Origin of the sequence: Alteromonas sp. KC3 (assembly GCF_016756315.1) — a bacterium.
GTDB lineage: Bacteria > Pseudomonadota > Gammaproteobacteria > Enterobacterales > Alteromonadaceae > Alteromonas.
Window position 1 is genome coordinate 3,389,624 of sequence record NZ_AP024235.1, and the last position, 21,180, is coordinate 3,410,803.

The window sequence follows — 21,180 nt, forward strand, 5'->3', positions numbered from 1 at the left end:
GAGTTATTACTCACATGTCAAAATTTGCCCAATATGCCATCAAAATGGCATCAATTTGGCTTATTTCAACCTTCCACGCAGTTACATTACATTGTGTTGATTTACACTCAATAGTGTAAGACAACACTTCTGCAAAATAATTCCCTTCCTTTTCAGGCAGCTAAATTAGTCTGCCTGTTTACGCAAGAACGCTGGAATATCAAGATACTCTAGGTCGTTGTCAGGTTGCGCACTGTCATCAGCTTTTAGCGCTTGGTTGCCCTCAGTGCCACCCACTGCAGAACGCGGCTCGCTTGTTTGCGTGCTGCCGTACTCTTTGGCGCTTTGAGTCAAACGAGAACCTTCAGAACTCACCAGTGAGATATCAGGCTTACGCTCTGCACCAATACCTGTTGCCACAACTGTTACGCGTAGTTCGTCAGTCATTTCCATATCAATAACCGTACCGACTACAACCGTTGCGTTTTCAGAAGCAAAAGCTTTAACCGCGTTACCTACTGTCTCAAACTCGTCAATAGCGAAGTCTGGGCCTGCTGTGATATTCACGAGAATACCGCGCGCACCTGACAAATCGATATCTTCAAGTAATGGACTTGCAATGGCTGATTCTGCTGCTTCTTCAGCACGGTCTGGACCGCTTGCCGCGCCACTACCCATCATTGCTTTACCCATTTCAGACATAACAGTACGTACGTCAGCAAAGTCAACGTTGATAAGACCAGGACGTGTAATAAGCTCTGCAATCCCCTGAACAGCGCCGCGTAGTACATCGTTCGCTGCACTGAAAGCTTGAAGTAGTGGTGTGCCTGGGCCCATCACTTTAAGCAGCTTTTCATTAGGGATGGTGATGAGCGAGTCTACGTTGTTCGCAAGTTCAACAATGCCCTGCTCTGCAAAAGAGGTACGCTTTTTACCTTCAAATGGGAACGGTTTGGTCACTACTGCTACAGTAAGAATACCCATTTCGCGTGCAATTTTTGCCACTTCTGGCGCAGCGCCCGTACCCGTACCACCGCCCATACCGGCAGTGATGAAAACCATATCAGCGCCGTCTAATGCCTGGCGAATGGTTTCTCTGTCTTCTTGTGCTGCTTCACGACCAATATTCGGATCAGCACCTGCACCTAACCCTTTTGTAACACTTGAACCAATTTGAAGTGTTACGTCTGCACTTGAGCTGCGAAGCACCTGTGCATCGGTGTTAACTGCGATAAATTCTACGCCTTCAATGCTTTGAGACACCATGTGCTCAACTGCATTGCCGCCGCCGCCACCGACACCGATGACTTTGATTACGGCTTCTTCGCCGTGACTATCCATTAATTCGAACATACTTACTCTCCGGTTGTACGTCTTTTCAACACTACGCCAGGTCATTCCCTTAGGCTAATTGCGTCCTGCCAGCCTTAATGCCGTAGCTATAGCGCCCCCAAAATAAAATTAAAATTCACCTTTAAACCAGCTTTGCACTCGTTGAAATAAGCTTTCACCGGGTTTCTGCGTACTGGATTTCTTATTATCAGATTGTACTTTGCCATATTGCAGCAGTCCTACAACTGTTGCAAAGCCGGCATCATCAACGTATTCAGACAAGCCTTTTACGTTGATGGGTTTGCCCACGCGCACGGGCATCTGGAAAAGTTCCTCAGCAAATTCTACAGCACCTTCCATTTTTGCAGTGCCGCCTGTGAGCACGAGGCCCGCAGCAATTTGCTCTTCCAGACCACTGGCACGAATTTCATCGTGTACCAGTTCAAAAAGCTCTTGGTAACGAGGTTCAATGACCTCAGCCAATGTATGACGAGACATCACTCGAGCAGGGCGTCCGCCCACACTCGGCACTTCAATGCTGTCTTCCATACTTACCATATCTTTCAATGCACAGGCGTAATTCACCTTAATTTCTTCAGCATTGCTGATAGGCGTTCTAAAGATCTTAGCAATATCGCTGGTAATTTGATTACCTGCAACAGGAATTACGGCCGTATGACGAATTGCACCATCAGTGTAAATCACCATATCCATCGTACCGCCACCAATGTCGACTACGCAGACACCAAGCTCGCGCTCGTCATCAGTCAACACGGCATAGCTAGATGCTAGGGCTGAGAAAATAAGCTGATCGGCATTAAGCTCACAACGCTCAACGCACTTAACCATATTTTTTGCCATATCATCTGCGCACGTAATAATGTGTGCATCCGCTTCCATTCTTACGCCTGACATGCCAATCGGGTTTTTAATTCCCTCTTGTACGTCAATAGTAAATTCCTGTGGTAAAACATGTAGTAAACGTCGCTCAGCAGCTATAGGTACACTACGCGCTGCATGAATCACATTATCTACATCTTCTTGTGTTACTTCTTGGTTATTAATTGGCACCATGCCATTTTCATTTTGGCATTTTACGTGACGTCCCGAGATAGACATGAAAACTGAAGACACACGGCAATCTGCCATTAACTCCATCTCGTTCACTGCACGTTGTACCGACTTAACCACCAAGTTCAAATCGTTAACGCCGCCCTTGTCCATGCCTTTTGACGCATGGGTGCCCACGCCAACGATACTGATTTGATCATCTTCTAGCAGTTCGCCCACAACAGCCTTCACTTGGCTGGTGCCGATATCTAGTCCTACAATCAAATTGCGTTCAGCAGGTTTTGACATGGTTTCCTTAACTCTCTTCATCTGTGGTGTTGTCATCGTTCCAACCAACGGCAACACCCGTGTCATAGCGAAGGTCGACGTATTTCACCGCCTTCTCTTGCTGCGCCAACAGCGGATAAACATCGATAAAGCGTTGTAATCTATCGATAAACTCTTGGCGCCCCAAATTCAATTTTATACCGTTCTTTAACTGCACTTGCCAAGCAAATCGCTCGCTTAGGCTTAACTCATCAATGGCCATATCCGTTGTTGTTATCAACGCATGCATGGCATTGTAACCTTCAAGTGCCGTTTTTTCGCTGCCGCCCGGGCCATATAACCTAGGTAATTGCAACTCAACCCCTTCATCGTTAAACGTATCGCCGTAGGGGTTAAGCAACAAATCTTCGTTCCACTTGGCAACAGGTTGTTGTTCAACCAAATAAATTTTCAGTGTGTTCGGCCACTTTTTTCGAACCGAAGCACGGTAAACCCAAGACTGTGATTCAACGAGTTCAAATACTTCGTTAACGTCAAGCGCAAAAAAACTTCCGGGTTGCGCTTTACGAATTAATCGCTCGAGCTTTGCAATGTCGATATGCTGATAATCACCAGAAAAATCGATCACTTGCACCGGCATTTGTTGCTCATCGTACAAATACTGGTTAGCTTTCATGCCACCAAAGACTAAACCTGCCAGCACCAAGCCCAAGAAGGCGACGCCGCTCCACATGGCTCTTTTGCTCTTTTTAGGTGCTGCTAAGTTAGCGGCACCTTGCTCAGTATTTGGTTCAGTCATTCGTCTTTATACATTCTAAGCTGGCGGTTAAACCGCCGTCTTTGGGTTGTCATCAAAGCTGGTCGATAAAATACTTAAAACCAGTTCATCAAACGATAACCCCGCTACTTTAGCTGCTTTGGGGACTAAACTTTTTTCTGTCATTCCCGGCACTGTATTTGCCTCGAGCAAATAAAACTGCCTTTGGTTGTCTTGCATGACATCAACACGCCCCCAACCACTGCCAGACACTGCATCAAACGCACGTGCAGCAAGCTTTGCTAGTTGCACCTCTTGTTCTTCGGACAAACCGCTGGGACAGTAATATTCCGTAGTATTATCCTGATACTTAGCAGCATAATCGTAGAATGTATGTGGAGTAGACATGCGAATAGACGGCAAAGCCTGCCCCTGTAATACAGAAACAGTGAACTCTGGGCCGTCAATATACTGCTCTAACAAGACTTGATTATCATATTTAAAGGCGTCTTGAATAGCAGTTTCGAGTTGTTTAGCGCTAGTCACTCGTGCCATGCCAATACTCGACCCTTCTCGGGCCGGTTTTACCATGACTTCATTCCCCAATTTATCCATTATAGCGCTGCACTTACCAGCTTCAAAGTGCCTTTTATCAGCAATTTCATATTTTGCTGTCGGTAAGCCCAAACTTTGCCAAACTTGCTTCGTGTGAATTTTGTCCATCGCCAATGCTGAACCTAACACTCGACTGCCTGTATAAGGAATTTTAAGTAGCTGTAATGCCCCTTGCATGGAACCATCTTCACCGCCGCGACCATGCAACATAATAAGCGCTCGGTCGACATCGAGTGTAAGTAAATCAGTTAAAGGACGCTCAGCAGGGTCGAATGCAAAAGCGTCCACACCTTGACGTAACAGCGCGTTTAGTACTGCCGTACCTGAATTAAGCGAGACCTCGCGTTCTGCTGAATCGCCACCTAACAGAACAGCAACTTTGCCATATTCCGATGGAGAGTGAGTACTAACTGAGGGTTTAAACATCTTATTCTCCCTCCTTAGCAAGTTGTTGTGGCTCTAATTGGTGCTTTGCAAGTAGCTTGGCAATTTGTCCAATATTCCCCGCCCCTTGGGTCATCACTATGTCTCCATCGAGCATAATATTGGCCAATATCGCTGGTAATGCGTCTTTGCCGCCCACATAAACAGGTTCTATTTGCCCTCTTTGACGTATAGAGCGGCACAGAGATTTACTGTCAGCGCCTTCAATGGGTTGCTCACTTGCTGCGTAAACATCTAACAGCAATAGCGCATCTACACTAGACAGGACTTCAACAAAATCTTCGTACAAATCACGGGTTCGCGTGTAACGGTGAGGTTGATAAACCATAACAAGGCGCTTGTCTGGCCAATTCGCTCTTGCCGCAGCGATCGTCGCTCTAACTTCTGTTGGATGGTGCCCATAGTCATCTACTAAGCACACCTCACCCTTGCTCGTTGTAAACGTACCTAGTTGCTCAAAACGACGACCTATCCCACCAAAACTGGCGAGTGCACGAATAATGGCGTCATCTTCGATACCTTCATCAGTTGCAACTGCAATGGCGGCAAGTGCGTTTAACACATTGTGATTACCGGTTAGGTTTAATGTGATTTCAAGCGCGGGTAATTCTGGACGAATAACAGTGAAATTTGCTTTACCAAAAGACAGACGAATGTTTTCTGCACGGTAATCGTTATGTGCTTCAAAACCATAGGTAAGAATACTGCGACCAATACGCGGGCGAATCTCTTGAATATTTGCATCGTCCCCACACACAATTGCCTGACCGTAAAATGGTAAGTTAGATAGGAAGTCGACAAACGTGTCTTTGACCTTTGAAAAGTCGCCGCCATACGTATCCATATGGTCTGCTTCGATATTGGTGACTACTGACACCATAGGCTGCAGATGGAGAAATGACGCATCACTCTCGTCAGCTTCTGCTATGAGATAGCGGCTTTTACCTAGTCTTGCATTAGTACCAGCACTGTTAAGCAGCCCGCCAATCACAAACGTAGGATCGTATTCTGCTTCTGCAAAAATAGTAGAAATCAAGCTTGTAGTGGTTGTTTTACCATGGGTTCCTGCCACAGCAATGCCATGACGAAAACGCATGAGTTCGGCGAGCATTTCAGCGCGGCGTATAATTGGAATACGCTTTTCACGAGCAACAATGATTTCTGGGTTCTGCTCGTTTATGGCACTGGACACGACAATAACATCCATACCTTCCACGTTTTCCGAACGATGGCCAATTTTCACGTCAGCGCCCAGTTCACTTAAGCGTTGCGTCATAGGCCCTTCTTGAATATCAGAGCCTGCAATCGCATAACCTTCATTTAGCAATACCTCTGCGATACCGCCCATACCGGCACCGCCGATACCAATAAAAAATATATTTTTGACCCTGCGCATTTGCGGGCTTTCAAATGGGGTTTTAAAAACCATTAGTCCCCTACTCCTACCACGCTTTTAACGTGGCTTACTACATGTTCTGTGGCATGGGTACTCGCACACTTACGCGCCAATGCCCCCATTTTCAAGCAGTCGTCGGGATGTTTAAGCCACTGACGCACCGCTTGCCCTAAGTTGTCTTTTAATACATTTTGTGCAATCAAAACAGCAGCATTTTGCTTGACCAATGATTGCGCATTCTTTGTTTGATGATCGTCTACTGCATGCGGTAGAGGAACGAAAATGGCTGCTCTGCCTACTGCGGCAACCTCACTAACGGTTAACGCACCCGCCCTGCATACTACGAAATCAGCCCATTCGTATGCCGCAGCCATATCATCAATAAAATCGCTCACTTTGATTTTTGTCATGTCTGCGCCTGCGCTTTCATAGGCCTGTTTAACGTTTTCGCTATTTCCTTTGCCGCATTGGTGCATAATGGATAAACCGGATAATGCGCCGCACGTTGCTGGCACAGTTTCGTTTAAGATCTGCGCCCCTAAACTACCGCCAACAACAAGCATATTCAGCGAACCGTTTCCTTCACTCACTCTATTCTCAGCCACTTTTGCTTTTACCGAAAAAATAGCATCTCGAACTGGATTACCTACTGTGTGCACTTTTTTAATAGCGCCAGAAAATTGTGTTTTCGCATCATCAAAACCAAGTAGTACACGAGTGGCTATTTTACTAAGCAATTTGTTGGTCATGCCCGCTGCAGCGTTTTGCTCATGAATGATAACGGGTATGCCCAGTGTTTTAGCGGCAACACCGCCTGGACCACTCGCATAGCCTCCAAAACCTACCACGATGTCAGGCGCTATACGCGTGATAATACGTCTTGCCGAAAATAGACTTTTAACCAGTGCGATGGCCCCTTTAATGCGTGCAGACAGGCCTTTTCCACGCAGTCCCCTAACAGGAATAAAATGGATAGGAATACCGTGCTTAGGTACGACATCAGCTTCCATTCGCTCTGCGGTGCCAAGCCAATGAATTTCCCAGCCTTCATCACGCAATGCGTTTGCCACCGCAAGTCCGGGGAAAACATGTCCACCAGTGCCACCCGCCATGATCAAACAACGCTTAGCCATTGTCAGCCTCCTCAGCAACACGCGCCAATATCGCTTTAATGCCCGCTTTGCCCTCGTCTTCAGGAGATGGCGCTTTTGTGGCTGGCTTTTCGGCAACTGTTGCACTATCGAAGCTGTGTTCGTTGTCAGTAACAGGTGTCACTGATTTTGTTTTCTTGCTGCGTTTTTTAGTGCTGGTCTTTTTATGCTCACCCTTACTATCACCGCGTCCCAGTGCTTGTACACCATCGACACGCAGCTCGAAGTCAATGCGCAATAAAATGGCCACCGCGACGGACATCACAATCAGCGATGAGCCACCGTAACTTACTAATGGTAAGGTCAGCCCTTTAGTAGGAAGAATACCTGCACTCGCACCAATGTTTACCGCTGTCTGAAAGCTAAACCAAATGCCGATGCTATAAGCCAGATATCCATCAAAAGCACGGCCTTTTTCCAATGCTTTGTTGCCAATATTCAACGCTCGCAGCACCATCCAAAGTATTAAACCTAGGACAGCAAGAACGCCTACAAAGCCAAGTTCTTCGGCAAGGATTGCCATTACAAAGTCAGTGTGAGCTTCAGGTAAAAACTCTAGCTTTTGTAAACTATTACCAAGTCCCTGGCCAAACCAATTGCCTCGACCGTAAGCCATTAGAGATTGAGTAAGCTGATAGCCCGCACCAAACGGGTCGGCCCATGGATCTAAGAAAGACGTAACACGCTTAAGACGATATTCCTCAAAAACAATGAGTGCTACAACTGCAAGCACGCCCACAAACACTAAAGCAAAGAACTGCCACAGTCTTGCGCCCGCCAAAAACAAAAGACCGATTGTGGTGGCGAACATCACAACAACAGTCCCTAAGTCCGGCTGTAACAGAAGTAACATTGCAAGCACAAAGAACACGACAAGGGGCTTAATGAACCCTTTTAGGTTTTCGGTCACCTCTTCATACCGACGCACAAGGTAACCCGCCAAATAAGCGAAAAAGAAAAGCTTGGCGGGCTCTGCAGCCTGCACAGTAATAGGACCAATTGCTAACCAACGCGTACTACCATTTACGGTTCTACCAATAAGAAGAACCGCGACCAGAAGCCCTATGGCTGCAAGCAATAAGTACGGGTTAGTCATACGCCAAAATTGCATGGGAAGCTGTAACACCACCATGGCAGCAACCACAGCAGCAACAATGTAAATACCGTGACGTATAGCAAAATAGAACGGGTTGTCATGTAGCCTGTCAGCAACTGGCATGGATGCGGACGTTACAATAATAACGCCGATGCTCATTAGTGCTAATGCAATCAGTATGAGCGTTACATCATAAGGTGCACTGGGCTGTGCCGCTCCGTCATGACGCGCAGAGAATAATTCACTAAGTTTTGTGGTTGCCGTCATCATGACACCACCTTTTGCGCTTCATTATCAACAGCCAGCGCTGATGCTACTGCATGCTTAAACGCTTCACCGCGATGCATGTAGTTTTTGAACATATCTATACTGGCGCAAGCAGGCGATAACAATACCACATCACCTTTTTCAGCAAGTGCAATGGCACCTTGCACTGCGTCCTGCATCGAGTGGCATTGACTTGTACGCGTGAAGACCGCAGCTATTTGCGGCGCATCTTTACCAATAGCAAAAACGTGAGCCACATACTTCTCAAGATAGGGCGCCAAACTTTGCATGTCTGCGCCTTTAGCATCGCCACCGGCAATTAATATCAAACGACCTTGTGTCGATGCCCCTAATCCTTCAAGTGCCGCAACGGTTGCACCTATATTTGTTGCCTTAGAATCATCGATGAAGCGGACTTCGTTTTCATTCGCTATTTCTACACAGCGATGGGGAGCACTTTTGAAACTTGCCAAATGCTCGATTGCCGTTTGGGGCTGCACGCCAAGCTCACAGCAAATAGCAAGCGAAGCCATTACATTAAGCACATTGTGTGTGCCCGCTAGGGGTATGGCGTCAAGTCTAATCAGGGGAGTTGAATTGTAAACTAAGGTATCAACGCCCTCGATGCTGGCAACAGCAAAGCCTGTTTCGGACTCACCTAAACCATACTCAACAATATGTGACATAGATTGCTCGGCGTCTTCATCCGGCGCAACAAATTCGCCATCGCGCCACACTACGGCTGACGCTGCATTGTCAAATATTCGGTGCTTGGCATTAATGTAATTCTCTAACGTGCCATGCCTGTCGAGATGATCATCAGAAATATTTAAAACGGTCGCAGTTTCGAGCAACAGTGATGAGGTTGTTTCAAGTTGAAAGCTTGATAACTCCATCACAATGACGTCGGCGTCACTTTCTAGCGCCTCGAGCACAGGACGACCCACGTTACCCGCCTCAATACTGCGAACGCCACAGGCATTTAGCAAATGATTGGTCAGTAGTGTCACTGTGGTTTTACCGTTAGATCCAGTTATGCCAATCACTTTTTTCGGTGATGGAAGGTTGCGATTTAAGCGAGCAAAGAGTTCCACATCGCCTATAACCTCTACGCCACAGGATTTTGCTAGGCGTACTTGCGCGATATCCACGGCTAGTCCAGGGCTCAGTACTAAGGTATCGACACCGTCAAAGTAGCTTTTTGTCAGTTCAGCGGTAGTTACGCTATCTTTCAGTGTCTGGGCTAAATCATCAGGCAATGACAATTGCTCTCGTGTATCGAACGCTTTTACCGAAGCTTGATGTTGCAGTAAAAAGCGCACGCAAGCCTGACCTGTAACGCCTAGGCCACCGACTACATAACTATGCTCGCGTACGTTATATGACATATAACCTTATCTCAGTTTCAACGTTGCTAGTCCAACTAGCACCAAAATGATGGATATGATCCAAAAACGCACGATTACCCGCGGTTCTGGCCATCCTTTTAACTCATAGTGATGATGAATAGGCGCCATTCTGAAAATACGCTGACCACGTAACTTATATGAGCCCACCTGCAAGATAACCGACAGTGTTTCCATTACAAAAACACCACCCATAATGATAAGTACCAGTTCTTGGCGCACCAACACTGCTAGTACACCCAAGGTTCCCCCAAGCGCAAGTGAGCCTACATCGCCCATAAATACCTGAGCAGGGTATGTGTTAAACCATAGAAACCCTAGGCCAGCCCCCACCATTGCAGTACATACAATAACAAGCTCACTAGTAAGTGGAATGTGCGGAATGTTGAGGTAAGCGGCGAAATTCGCATTCCCTGTAACATAAGCGAAAATAGCAAATGCACCCGCCACTAAAATGGTAGGCACGATGGCCAACCCGTCTAATCCATCCGTCAGATTTACCGCGTTGCTAGTTCCTACAATGGCAAAGTAGGTAATGATGATAAAGAACGCCCCAAGCTGCGGGAAAACTTCCTTAAAAAACGGGACTAACAACGAAGTCTCCGCGCTTAAGGTCGCGCTACTGTACAGGAAAAAAGCGACACCAAGTGCGACAACTGACTGCCAAAAATACTTCCAGCGAGCAATAAGGCCTTTCGAGTCTTTGCGGATGACTTTTCTGTAATCATCTACGAATCCGATAATCCCATAAGCCACCACAACAAATAACGTAACAAGTACATAGCGATTAGTTAAGTCAGCCCACAACAGCCCGCTCACCACAATAGCCGCGAGTATTAGTAGCCCGCCCATGGTTGGCGTTCCCGATTTGGACAAATGGCTTTGAGGACCATCATCGCGCACGGTTTGACCTATCTGCATGGTTTGCAGATAGCGGATCATTTTGGGGCCTATCAAAATAGCAATCAGCAGCGCGGTCAACGTGCTTAAAATCGCGCGCAAAGTAAGGTATGAAAATACGTTAAACCCAGATTCAAATTGAGTCAGCCAATCGGCAAGCCAAATTAACATGCAATACGCTCCCGACGGCTATCAAGCTTTCCCAGCGTAGAGGCCTCGATCGCCTCTACCACGCGCTCCATTTTAGAGCTGCGTGAACCTTTAACTAAAATTGAAATATCGCGCTGGTGCACTAACAAATCACTCTCCATTGCGGCCAACAAACTCTCTACGTCGCTAAAATGCCCGCCATTTTCATCGAACACAGCGCTTGCTGACTGACTTAGTACTCCCATAGTGTAGAGGTAGTCGATACCTTTCTGTTTGGCGTACTCTCCTACTTGTTCGTGATAATAACGCGCCTTTTCGCCTAGCTCTTTCATATCGCCAAGCACCAACACTGTAATGCCTGAAAAGCTACTTAGTGTGTCAATTGCCGCGTTTACCGAGGCTACATTTGCATTATAAGTATCATCGAGAAGTCGAACTTGCTCAGTCAGCTGTTTTACGTTTAAACGCCCACTGACTTGTTTCATTGCTAGCAGACCATCGCGCACGTTTTCCAGCGTAGCGCCTACTTGAAGCGTAAGCGCTGCAGATAACAACGCATTACCCACATTGTGAATGCCAGGAATAGTAAGTTGAATAGCAATTTCACCTTGTGGGCACACAAGGTGAAATGACGCACAGCCATCAAGACCAATAGTGATATCTTCAGCATGAAAATCTGCCGGATTCTTTTGATCTGGGGCGAATGTAAGCGTTTTGGTGTGTTTTAGTTTACCCAACCAAAAGTCTGCGAACTGACTGTCTACATTAACAATGGCTACGCCATCGTCGCCAAGGCCTTTAAAAATTTCGCTTTTTGCTCGTGCCACGCCCAACAAGCTGCCAAAACCTTCAAGGTGCGAAGCTGCTGCATTTACAATGGTTGCGACATCAGGCTTAACTAAATTGGTGGTATAGGCGATTTCACCTAAATGATTGGCGCCAAGCTCCATAACCGCAAATTCGTGGTGAGGCTCTAAACGCAACAACGTTAGTGGAACCCCAATATCATTATTGAAATTGCCTTTTGTCGCCAGCACATTGCCGCGGCGCTCTAGAATTGAGGCGCACATTTCTTTTACTGTCGTTTTACCGCTACTACCCGTAACCGCTATAGTTTTTGGTGCAACCAGTGCCTTCACTGCTGCTCCTAGCATGCCTAATGCCTGCTTGGTGTCTTCAACGCGAATAACAGGTAATGTGGTATTTACCTCTTCGCTGGCAATCACGGCACTCGCGCCGGCGTTTTGTGCGTGCGATATAAAATCATGGCCATTAAAGTTAGGGCCTTTTAACGCTAAATATACTGCGCCGCTTTCTATCGTTCGCGTATCGGTGCTAATTGCAGATACTTCAATATCCTCAGACGCACCTAAAAGAGTTCCATTCACTTTCTCGGCTATCCATGACAGCGTAGTTGTTATCATTTGCTGTACTCCTGCTGCAGTCGCGCCACAACTGCACGTTCATTATAATTAGTCTTCTTGTCACCGATAATTTGGTAGTCTTCGTGGCCTTTACCAGCCACAATGATGATGTCGTTAACATCAGCATGTGACAGGCAATGACGAATGGCTTGCTCCCTATCCGGTATAGACACAGCCAAGTCACGATTGTTAATCCCGGCGATAATGTCAGCGGCAATAGCTTGCGGATCTTCACTTCTACTATTGTCAGTGGTTATCACTATTGCATCTGCGCCAGCCTCGGCAGCCTGCCCCATTAGCGGTCGCTTACCTTTATCTCTGTCTCCGCCACATCCAAATACACACCACACTTTGCCTTTCGTATGAAATTTGGCGCTCAGTAGCACTTTTTCTAATGCATCTGGGGTGTGCGCATAATCAACAACCATATTGGCGGCATTATTGACGGCAAATACTTCCATGCGTCCTGGTACAGGCGTAATGGCATTGACCGCGTTAACCACATCGTCAAATCGCTCACCTTCAGCGAGTAATGTACCTATTGCGCTCAACACATTACTGATGTTGAATTTACCGAATAGAGGCAAGGTTATCGCTGCGTTGCCCCATGACGTTACCAAATCAAAATCGCAACCTGACGAATGATAGGTGGCATTTGTGGCGAAACAATGGCGATGCTGAGGTTGTTTATGAGTATCGTTGATTTCACTATTTCCCTCATCAATCCCCGTCCATACCCGTGTTATTGCATCGTCGGCATGCGCATGCCATTTGGCACTTTCGGCATCATTGGCATTGAGTATTACCGCGTACAACCCGGGTTGTTGCAAAAGCAAACGCTTAGCTCTACCGTACTCGCCCATGGTGCCGTGATAATCAAGGTGATCACGCGTGAGGTTTGTAAACACCGCTATATCTGTTTTTACCGTACCTAAACGGCCCTGAACCAGTGCATGAGAGCTTGCTTCAAAGGCCGTGTGACGGACTTCACTTTGCACAAACTCTGCCAACAAGTACTGCATACGTATGGCATCTGGCGTTGTATTCGCCGCAGGTGTCGATTTCCATTGCGTTTCACTGCCTTCAAACACACTGCTGCCAAGCGTTCCAATACTGGCACTGCGTGTTCCAAGCGCATCCTTCAACTGCGTAAGCAATTGAACTGTAGAGGTTTTTCCGTTTGTCCCGGTTACCGCTACCGTCGTCATTTTTTGTGCAGGATAATCATAAAAGGCCGCTGCAAGTGCAGAGAGCATTTGAGGTAGTTCGTGCAAATAGATAATGACGCTATGGTCACGCATTTCCATTTGTCCATGGGCACTACTGTCTTCAGTTTGCGCCAATATTACACGGGCCCCTAAACTTATTGCTTGCGGGATGAAATCACGGCCGTCTAGTTCGTGCCCTTTTATTGCGATAAACGCTAAGCGCGTATTCACTTCTCGGCTATCGAGCGTTAGCCCTTCAATGCGAATATCAGGTGCGTCGATACCAAATTTCGCGAGCAATGCACGTGTACTTTGAATAAAGGCACTAACTACCACTTTGACCTCCTTTCAATAGGCTACTTGAGGTGACTTGCTTGTCATCGGGCGCTATATTAAGCATATGCAGTGCGCCCCCCATAATGGATGAGAACACAGGTGCAGCGGTATCTCCTGCATGATACAAGTCGCCACCAGGTTCATTGATCAGAACTATGGTTACTAGGCGTGGATCAGAAACGGGGGCAATACCGGCAAAGATATTGACGTACTCTTCACCATAGCCACCTGCAACCGCTTTCCTACTCGTACCTGTTTTACCTGCCACTCGGTAGCCTGGAACCGCCGCTTTGGTTGCGGTACCGCCTCGTTGCGTAACACTTTCCATCATTTGCACAATCGCTTTGGCGTTTTCTTCGCTTATCACGCGCTCAGCTTGCGCCTGCCATGACGGTTGCTTAGGTGATTTAATGATATTGAGCGGTGTTTTAATACCACCGTTGGCTAACGTGGCATAAAGTCTACCCAGCTGTGCGGTGGTCACCGATATGCCATAGCCAAAAGACAAGGTTGCAAGCTCAAATTCGGACCAGCGACTGCGCTCGTGGAAAATACCACTACTCTCGCCGGCCATGTTAAGTCCGGTGTCGCTCATCAGTCCCATGTTGTAATAGGTATCAAGTAGAAATTGCTTTGGCACAGATAGCGCCAATTTTGATGTTCCCATGTTGGATGAATGCTGAATAATTTCTTCTAGCGTCAACTCACCATAGTTGCGGGTATCTTTTACTAGGCTACCGCCTAAGCGCATCCAACCAGGATAGGTATCGACAGTGTCTTCAGGCTCAACTTCACCGAACTCCAATGCAGTTAATACTGCAAGAGGTTTGAGCGACGAACCCGGCTCAAAGGCATCGGTTATCACGCGATTACGCATGCGATGGGGCGAAATATCACTTCTGTCATTAGGATTAAACGATGGTGCATTCACCATAGCCAATACATCGCCAGTTTTAACATCAATCACAATGGCTGACGCCGAGCTTGATTGATAGTAAATCATCGCTTCTTTAATTTCTTTATACGCTAGCGCCTGAATACGCTGATCGATAGATAGCTGAAGGTCACCTGCTTTTTCGCCAGATTTCATTTCTAGAATTTCGACTTGGCGTCCCTTAGCATCACGACGAATTTTACGGGAGCCTGGCGTCCCCGTTAGCCACTCGTTATACATGCGCTCAAGACCCTCAACGCCAGTATCATCAACATCGGTCACTCCGATTAGCTGCGCTGACACTTCCCCCGTGGGGTAATAGCGGCGGCTCTCTCTGCGAAGATAAATACCAGGAATATCGAGCTTATCAACATACTCGGCCATTGCGGGCGACACTTGTCGTTGCAAGTACACAAAGCGGCGCTTGGGATTAGCCACTTTTTCTTTTAATTCGTCAACGTCTTGACGCAGCACATCTGCAAGCGCTTCCCAGCGGCGTTGCTCACTAAACCCGTTGTTGTCGTGAATAATTTTCGGGTCGGCATAAATAGCGCGTACCGGTACGCTTACCGCTAACTCTACGCCGTTTCTGTCGGTAATAAGTCCGCGGTAAGTGGGCATATTTCGGGTACGTAACGTACGACTATCGCCTTGCTGAATAAGCTCATCGGGTTCGATAACTTGGATGTAAGCAGCGCGTGAGGCAAGCACACCAAACACGGCAATAATGACCACCAATACCACAATAAAACGCCAGTGCACTAAGCTAGGTGTGACATTTTGTTTAGCGCCAGATTGCTTAGTGCGATTACCGCTGCGGTTTGATGCGCGAGGCTTATTAAGCGACTGTGCCGATTCAGTTAAACTCATTTCAACCTCACTACAACTTCATCGTCAGCAGTCGGGCGATACATTTCTAGCTGCTTTTCAACCAAGGTTTCAATGCGATTATGTTCGGTGAGAGCACGCTGCTCTAACACAAGATTACGCCACTCTACATCTAGCTCGTCTTTCTCTTGCATCAAGTCTTCTAGTGCGATCACTTGCTGTCGATTGTGATGGCTACTTAAGATCACGGCCATGCCACTTACAATAACCATTAAATACAACAAAACCCGCAACTTGTTGCGGGTCAAATCTGAAACAATAATCAGCAGTAAGCTAAAGTTCGTGCTGGATTTATCAGCGCGCTGCTTGGTCATAGTTTTTCTGCCACCCGCAATACGGAACTGCGAGAGCGAACGTTGTTCGCAATCTCCTGCTCTGATGGTTTGATTGCTTTGCCCAGCGCTTTTAACACTTTATCGGCGTCAATTTCGGCCTGCGTGATTGGTAAATTATGCGGTACAGCTTTGCCTTTGCTTTGCTCTTTAATGAAACGTTTTACTAAACGATCTTCAAGGGAATGAAACGAGATCACGGCCAAACGGCCTTCTTTCGCTAGAACCTGAGTTGCCGCCTTTAGACCCACACGCAACTGCTCAAGCTCTGCATTAATGTATATACGGATGCCTTGAAATGCACGCGTAGCAGGGTGCTTAAATTTATCTTTTACGGGTACAGCTTCATCAATAATTTTCGCTAGCTGTGCGGTACGTGTGATGGGCGTTTCTTCTCGTGTATTTACAATAGCATGAGCGATACGCTTACCAAATTTCTCTTCCCCGAACTCTTTGATCACTTGCGCGATGTCTTGTTCTTCGGCACTTGCCAACCACTGCGCAGCGCTCTGTCCTTTAGAGGTATCCATGCGCATGTCCAAAGGCCCATCTCGAAGAAAACTAAAGCCTCGCTCTGCATCATCTAATTGTGGTGACGACACGCCTAAATCCATCAACACGCCATCAATTTTGCCTGTCAGGCCCAAGGCTTCAATCTCTTCTGCCATATCACCAAAAGGCGAATGGATAATTCGAAAGCGTGCGTCGTCAGCAAAACGCTCAGCGGCTATTATTGCCTGAGGATCGCGGTCGAACGCAATCAGTTGACCATTTTCACCAAGTGAAGCAAGGATGTGCGCTGAATGACCACCGCGTCCAAATGTAGCGTCTACGTAAATGCCATCAGGTTTAATCGCCAAAGCGTCAATACATTCGTCAAGCAGTACTGAAATATGTTTAAATTCGCTTGGCTGTGTCATAGAGAGAAGTCCTGTAATCGTTCGGTAAGTTCAAATTCGCCCTTGCGTTCGGTGTCGATATCAACCTCGATTTGTTGTGCCCATACCTCGGCATCCCAAATCTCAAATTTGTTTAACTGACCAACCAACATGACTTCTTTTGATAGTTTCGCGTGTGCGCGCAGTGGAGTAGGAATAAGAATACGTCCGCTTTTATCCATTTCACCTTCTGATGCATGACCAAGTAGCAAGCGCTGCATTCTGCGCTCCGCTGGGATCATGCTTGAAAGTTTAATGAGCTTAAGCTCAATCTCTTCCCATTCGGGAAGTGGGTAAAGTAGCAAACAACTTTGTTGTGTATCGACTGTGCAGACTAGTTGTCCCTGACAATCATCCAGCAGCGACTGACGATACTTCGTCGGTATAGCCAGTCTGCCTTTTGTATCCAGATTGATTGCGTTAGCGCCGCGGAACATTCCCCTAGCCTTTTATTATTTGCTCTTGGTTTTCTTATTATTTGAGTACTAATCTGCAAAGTGATGATGATTTGATCCACAATTCGCCACATTTACCCACTGAGATACAGTTTAGGTATCAATGATCCCCACTGTCAAGTAGAAAAGTGCCGTGTAAGCCGCGTATTTACTGGCTTTATACTGTTTGGATAAACAGTAGTTTTAGGAAGTCTATGATTAGGCGTGTAAAAAAAATCGCTGTTGAGACTAGAAAGCTTGATGCGTTAGAAATTAATCGACGAATGACAGTAGAAAAGTCGCGAAAAAAGTTGCTTAAAGGGCTGATAAAGAATTAAGCCTTGTGAAAAAAGAAAAGGAGCACGTTAAACATGCTCCTTTATAGAGGAATCGAGTTACAGACTTAGAAACGATACGAAGCACTGAGTAAGGCAACGTCTGCGGTTACATCGCTGTCTACATCGGTTTCATAACTGGCCTTAACTGAGAATTGTTCATTGAACCAGTAATCAACTTCAACGCTTGCGGTTTGAATGTCATCGAAACCACTTGGTGCGTTTACATAACTATAAGCCCCGCCAACACTTAACTGAGGGCTAAAGAAATAGCGCGCGCTGGTTTCTATTACGTCGGCATCACCTGCCACATACTGCGCCATTAAATCCCAGCCGGTGCCAGATTTGCCAACGGTGGTGTAACGAGTAAAGGCCAGTGCAGCGGTGTCGCTTTCACTGTCGTCAACAATTACATCGTCAAAGCGACCTTCAATACTTGAGTGCGTGTAATTTAACCCTGCACCAATTTGCCATTCCCGCGTGAGGTTAAAGCCTACACGGAAATCAATATTGGTATTGTCGTTATCTACCGAGCCAATGTCGTTTCTGCTATGCGTACCACTGATATCAATCATCCACTCTTTGTTTAAGTAGTAAGTCGAGCCCAAAGAGAAAAAATCGATTCCGTCAACGTTGGCATAACTACCCGATACGCTTGAAACGCGTTGTAAGTAAGGGTTAATCAAATAAGCGCCAGAATTTCCTTTTACTGTACCTAAGTATCGCGTGTACGACGCGCCATACAGGTTGTCGTCAACACCTTCAAAATCGGCTGCGAAAATTTGTACTTCATTTTGCGTAGCAGCGAAAGACGTTGAAGCACTGAAAATGGAGGCAGCAGCAATAGAAAGTGCAGTAAGCGCCGTCTTAAATGAGTTTGTTTTGATATCCATGTCTTGTCCTAAAAAGTAGTGTGTTGGAAACAGGAACAAAGATAAACAATTAAAACTTAACGAATTCTGAATGGAAAATGACGAAATCTGAACAGAAGTAGCAGATACAAAAAACCCGCTTTTACGCGGGTTTTTCTATTCAATTTTGCGAGCAATTTACGCGCTTGGCGCTTCTTCGCCAGTAGCTTGTTGAGCTTGTGCATTCACTGCAGAAAGCTGCATGCTGCGAATTGGGTTTTCTGTGTCATTTGACAACTCAACCAAACGGTTCAGTTGGCCAATTGACATCATTACCGCATAAAGTGCACCAAGGAAACCGGCTTTATGTAGCTCTAGTACTTGGTCGTCAGGCAGTTCAAGCAACTTCTTCTCGTTGATGCTCATCATGCCTGTTACATTGCGCTGCTTGCCGTCTTGGTAAGTTAGACGAATTTGAATTGGATCAAGTAGGTCCAGCTCAACCACTTTGTCAACAAAACGCTGAGTCAGCATTTCACTGTTTGCAAGGTCTGACAAGAATTTCTGACGATTTGCCAAGAATTCAGACGCTTCACCTTCGGCGGTAAATAGTGGCTGACCTTCATCAGACGCTAGCTCTGTGTTTTCATCGATGAATACACCAAGCTTGTCGCCGTCAGGGCGAACATCAAACGGATAGCGAAGGATGTTCATTGGTACGTGTGGACCTTTCCAGTTGTCACCTGTTAGGAACAAGTTTTGACCTTGCTCTAAACCAAGCATGGTCACAACGTGGTGACGCTTCGCTTTGGTGTCTTCAATAAACACCAATGGCATTGTAGATGCCAATTGAGCGAATTCACGAATTGATGCTGCCGCAAGGTGAGTACCCTTAGCGAAGCTGAAAGAAGACGTTACCGCAATTTTTAGGTCTTTATGCTTTTCTTTATCTAGCGGTACAAAATTCATAGCCATATTTATTTCTCATACTTGTTTGCTGTGGTCCCGGCTAATAATGAAAAGAGGGCGGGTACCACTTAAAATTACGTTGGCCCCACAGAGTCGAGTCTGTCATCGATTCATTCATATCGATATTGGGCGGAGCGCTCAGGAGTATTACGCATTAACGCAATGAAGTCACGCAGTCTTCACCATAACAAGTTTTAAATTTTTATTGCAATGTAAAATTTAGGTGAATGAGCACAAGTGCTGCAAAAATAGACAAACTTACCTAAAGGAGACCAAATTAACTTAAAAGGGACCAAACTTACTCGCGAGGGACACTGCACAGTGCGCTTACTCGCTACAGTGTCATAACCCGCGCCTCCCCATTGTGGCGTTTGTGATTATGATTTACTCTTTCGACTGTCCTTCACATGACACATGCGATGAAAATCTGCAAAGCAATCAATAAAACAAGGAATTTAATTATGAAGGGGCGCTTCCCACTTTCTACATGTGCTTTAGCCATCACGGTATTGTTCAGCACAGTCACGCTTTCTGAAGAAACCAAAACGTATTCAGCCTCGCAACAAGCAAAAAACATTGCTAAAGAAACGATAATTGTTGATGGACATATCGATGTTCCCTATCGCGTCAAAGAGAAATGGGTTGATGTAACCAAAGCCACTGAGGGTGGTGACTTTGATTACCCTCGTGCAGTTGAAGGCGGACTAAATGCCCCCTTTATGAGCATATACGTACCGGCGAGCTTAGATAATTCACCTGAATCAACACAACTTGCCCATGAACTCATCGACTCTGTTGAAGCCATTGTTGCCCGCGCACCTGATAAATTCGCGATAGCGAAAAGCCCATCACAGGTGAAAATGCAATTTGAAAATGGGCTGATTTCTTTGCCTATGGGTATGGAAAATGGATCTCCTATTCAAGGCGACCTGGCAAACCTAAACGACTTTTATGAGCGTGGTATTCGCTACATTACCCTTGCCCATAGCCAAGCTAACCATATCTCCGACTCGTCGTATGATCTGCGCCGCAAGTGGAAAGGTTTAAGTCCCTTTGGTAAAACCCTCGTCACAGAGATGAATAACATTGGAATCATGTTGGATATCTCTCACGTTTCTGACGATGCTTTTTATCAAGTGATTGAGATAACGAAGACGCCCGTTATTGCCTCTCACTCATCATTGCGACGCTTTACACCAGGCTTTGAGCGCAACATGGATGATGAGATGATTAAAGCGCTTGGCAAAAACGGTGGTGTAATCATGATCAACTTTGGCTCGAGTTTTGTGACAAAAGCTGCCGGACAATGGCGCACTGGGCTAACGAATGCGCGCAAAGCGTTGATTGAAAAAGAGGGTGAAGACAGCCCTAAACTCGCGACTTTTGATGAAGACTACCGCAAGAAAGTGCCCTATCCATATTCAACGCTAGATGAAGTACTCGACCACATTGATCATGTGGTGAAACTCGTAGGCGTTGACCATGTAGGTATAGGCTCTGACTACGATGGTGTTGGCGACTCACTGCCTATCGGTCTTAAGGATGTGGCGAGTTTTCCAAATCTTGTTCAAGGATTGCTTGATAGAGGTTATGAGCGCCAAGATATTGAAAAAATACTCAGCGGTAATTTATTACGCGTGTGGCAGCAGGTAGAAGACTACGCTGCTGCTCACTAATTATAATGCTGATATGACGTTACG

The 21,180-nt window shown here is 46.3% G+C and carries 18 protein-coding genes; 1 reads left to right on the plus strand and 17 read right to left on the minus strand.

Going from position 1 to position 21,180, the window contains the following annotated elements:
• Positions 1–165: 165 nt before the first annotated feature.
• From ftsZ to JN178_RS15115, 17 genes are all read right to left on the minus strand, one after another.
• On the minus strand, positions 166–1,332 hold the full coding sequence (gene ftsZ / locus JN178_RS15035; protein WP_202262243.1) for a cell division protein FtsZ: 1,167 nt from the start codon (positions 1,330–1,332) through the stop codon (positions 166–168).
• A 108-nt stretch (positions 1,333–1,440) separates the two neighbouring features.
• Positions 1,441–2,670 carry a cell division protein FtsA gene (gene ftsA / locus JN178_RS15040; protein ID WP_159626834.1) on the minus strand — a complete coding sequence of 410 codons (1,230 nt, stop codon included), beginning with the start codon at positions 2,668–2,670 and terminating at the stop codon, positions 1,441–1,443.
• Between the two features lie 7 nt (positions 2,671–2,677).
• A complete protein-coding gene (locus JN178_RS15045) occupies positions 2,678–3,448 on the minus strand; it encodes a cell division protein FtsQ/DivIB (RefSeq protein WP_202262244.1) in 771 nt (256 codons plus the stop codon).
• Positions 3,449–3,475: 27 nt separating this feature from the next.
• Positions 3,476–4,447, minus strand: a complete 972-nt coding sequence (locus JN178_RS15050) for a D-alanine--D-alanine ligase (protein WP_159626832.1) — start codon at positions 4,445–4,447, stop codon at positions 3,476–3,478.
• Between the two features lies 1 nt (position 4,448).
• Positions 4,449–5,894 (minus strand): UDP-N-acetylmuramate--L-alanine ligase, encoded by a 1,446-nt coding sequence (gene murC / locus JN178_RS15055; protein WP_202262245.1) that lies wholly within the window; start codon positions 5,892–5,894, stop codon positions 4,449–4,451.
• Positions 5,894–6,994 (minus strand): undecaprenyldiphospho-muramoylpentapeptide beta-N-acetylglucosaminyltransferase, encoded by a 1,101-nt coding sequence (murG, locus tag JN178_RS15060; protein ID WP_202262246.1) that lies wholly within the window; start codon positions 6,992–6,994, stop codon positions 5,894–5,896. The genes murC and murG overlap by 1 nt, the downstream gene beginning before the upstream one ends.
• Positions 6,987–8,378 carry a cell division protein FtsW gene (gene ftsW / locus JN178_RS15065; RefSeq protein ID WP_202262247.1) on the minus strand — a complete coding sequence of 464 codons (1,392 nt, stop codon included), beginning with the start codon at positions 8,376–8,378 and terminating at the stop codon, positions 6,987–6,989. Before ftsW ends, murG begins: the two co-directional genes overlap by 8 nt.
• On the minus strand, positions 8,375–9,763 hold the full coding sequence (murD, locus tag JN178_RS15070) for a UDP-N-acetylmuramoyl-L-alanine--D-glutamate ligase (protein WP_202262248.1): 1,389 nt from the start codon (positions 9,761–9,763) through the stop codon (positions 8,375–8,377). The genes ftsW and murD overlap by 4 nt, the downstream gene beginning before the upstream one ends.
• A gap of 6 nt (positions 9,764–9,769) precedes the next feature.
• Positions 9,770–10,852, minus strand: coding sequence for a phospho-N-acetylmuramoyl-pentapeptide-transferase (mraY, locus tag JN178_RS15075; RefSeq protein WP_202262249.1), 1,083 nt, complete (start codon positions 10,850–10,852; stop codon positions 9,770–9,772).
• Positions 10,846–12,255, minus strand: coding sequence for a UDP-N-acetylmuramoyl-tripeptide--D-alanyl-D-alanine ligase (locus JN178_RS15080; RefSeq protein WP_159626820.1), 1,410 nt, complete (start codon positions 12,253–12,255; stop codon positions 10,846–10,848). The genes mraY and JN178_RS15080 overlap by 7 nt, the downstream gene beginning before the upstream one ends.
• Entirely contained in the window at positions 12,252–13,799 is a 1,548-nt protein-coding gene (locus JN178_RS15085) for a UDP-N-acetylmuramoyl-L-alanyl-D-glutamate--2,6-diaminopimelate ligase (RefSeq protein ID WP_202262250.1), read from the minus strand. The genes JN178_RS15080 and JN178_RS15085 overlap by 4 nt, the downstream gene beginning before the upstream one ends.
• Entirely contained in the window at positions 13,789–15,603 is a 1,815-nt protein-coding gene (locus tag JN178_RS15090) for a penicillin-binding transpeptidase domain-containing protein (RefSeq protein ID WP_202262251.1), read from the minus strand. Before JN178_RS15090 ends, JN178_RS15085 begins: the two co-directional genes overlap by 11 nt.
• Positions 15,600–15,935 carry a cell division protein FtsL gene (gene ftsL / locus JN178_RS15095; protein ID WP_159626815.1) on the minus strand — a complete coding sequence of 112 codons (336 nt, stop codon included), beginning with the start codon at positions 15,933–15,935 and terminating at the stop codon, positions 15,600–15,602. Before ftsL ends, JN178_RS15090 begins: the two co-directional genes overlap by 4 nt.
• Entirely contained in the window at positions 15,932–16,873 is a 942-nt protein-coding gene (gene rsmH / locus JN178_RS15100; protein WP_202262252.1) for a 16S rRNA (cytosine(1402)-N(4))-methyltransferase RsmH, read from the minus strand. The genes ftsL and rsmH overlap by 4 nt, the downstream gene beginning before the upstream one ends.
• The gene (mraZ, locus tag JN178_RS15105; protein ID WP_159626811.1) at positions 16,870–17,328 is read right to left on the minus strand and encodes a division/cell wall cluster transcriptional repressor MraZ; all 459 of its coding nucleotides are present in this window, start codon (positions 17,326–17,328) and stop codon (positions 16,870–16,872) included. Before mraZ ends, rsmH begins: the two co-directional genes overlap by 4 nt.
• Before the next feature lie 400 nt (positions 17,329–17,728).
• A complete protein-coding gene (locus JN178_RS15110) occupies positions 17,729–18,553 on the minus strand; it encodes a putative porin (RefSeq protein WP_202262253.1) in 825 nt (274 codons plus the stop codon).
• A 156-nt stretch (positions 18,554–18,709) separates the two neighbouring features.
• Complete coding sequence (locus JN178_RS15115; protein ID WP_159626807.1) at positions 18,710–19,486, minus strand: SapC family protein; 777 nt, start codon at positions 19,484–19,486, stop codon at positions 18,710–18,712.
• A 455-nt stretch (positions 19,487–19,941) separates the two neighbouring features.
• Between JN178_RS15115 and JN178_RS15120 the strand changes: the two genes are divergently transcribed.
• Positions 19,942–21,156 (plus strand): dipeptidase, encoded by a 1,215-nt coding sequence (locus tag JN178_RS15120; protein ID WP_202262254.1) that lies wholly within the window; start codon positions 19,942–19,944, stop codon positions 21,154–21,156.
• The last annotated feature ends 24 nt before the right edge of the window (positions 21,157–21,180 follow it).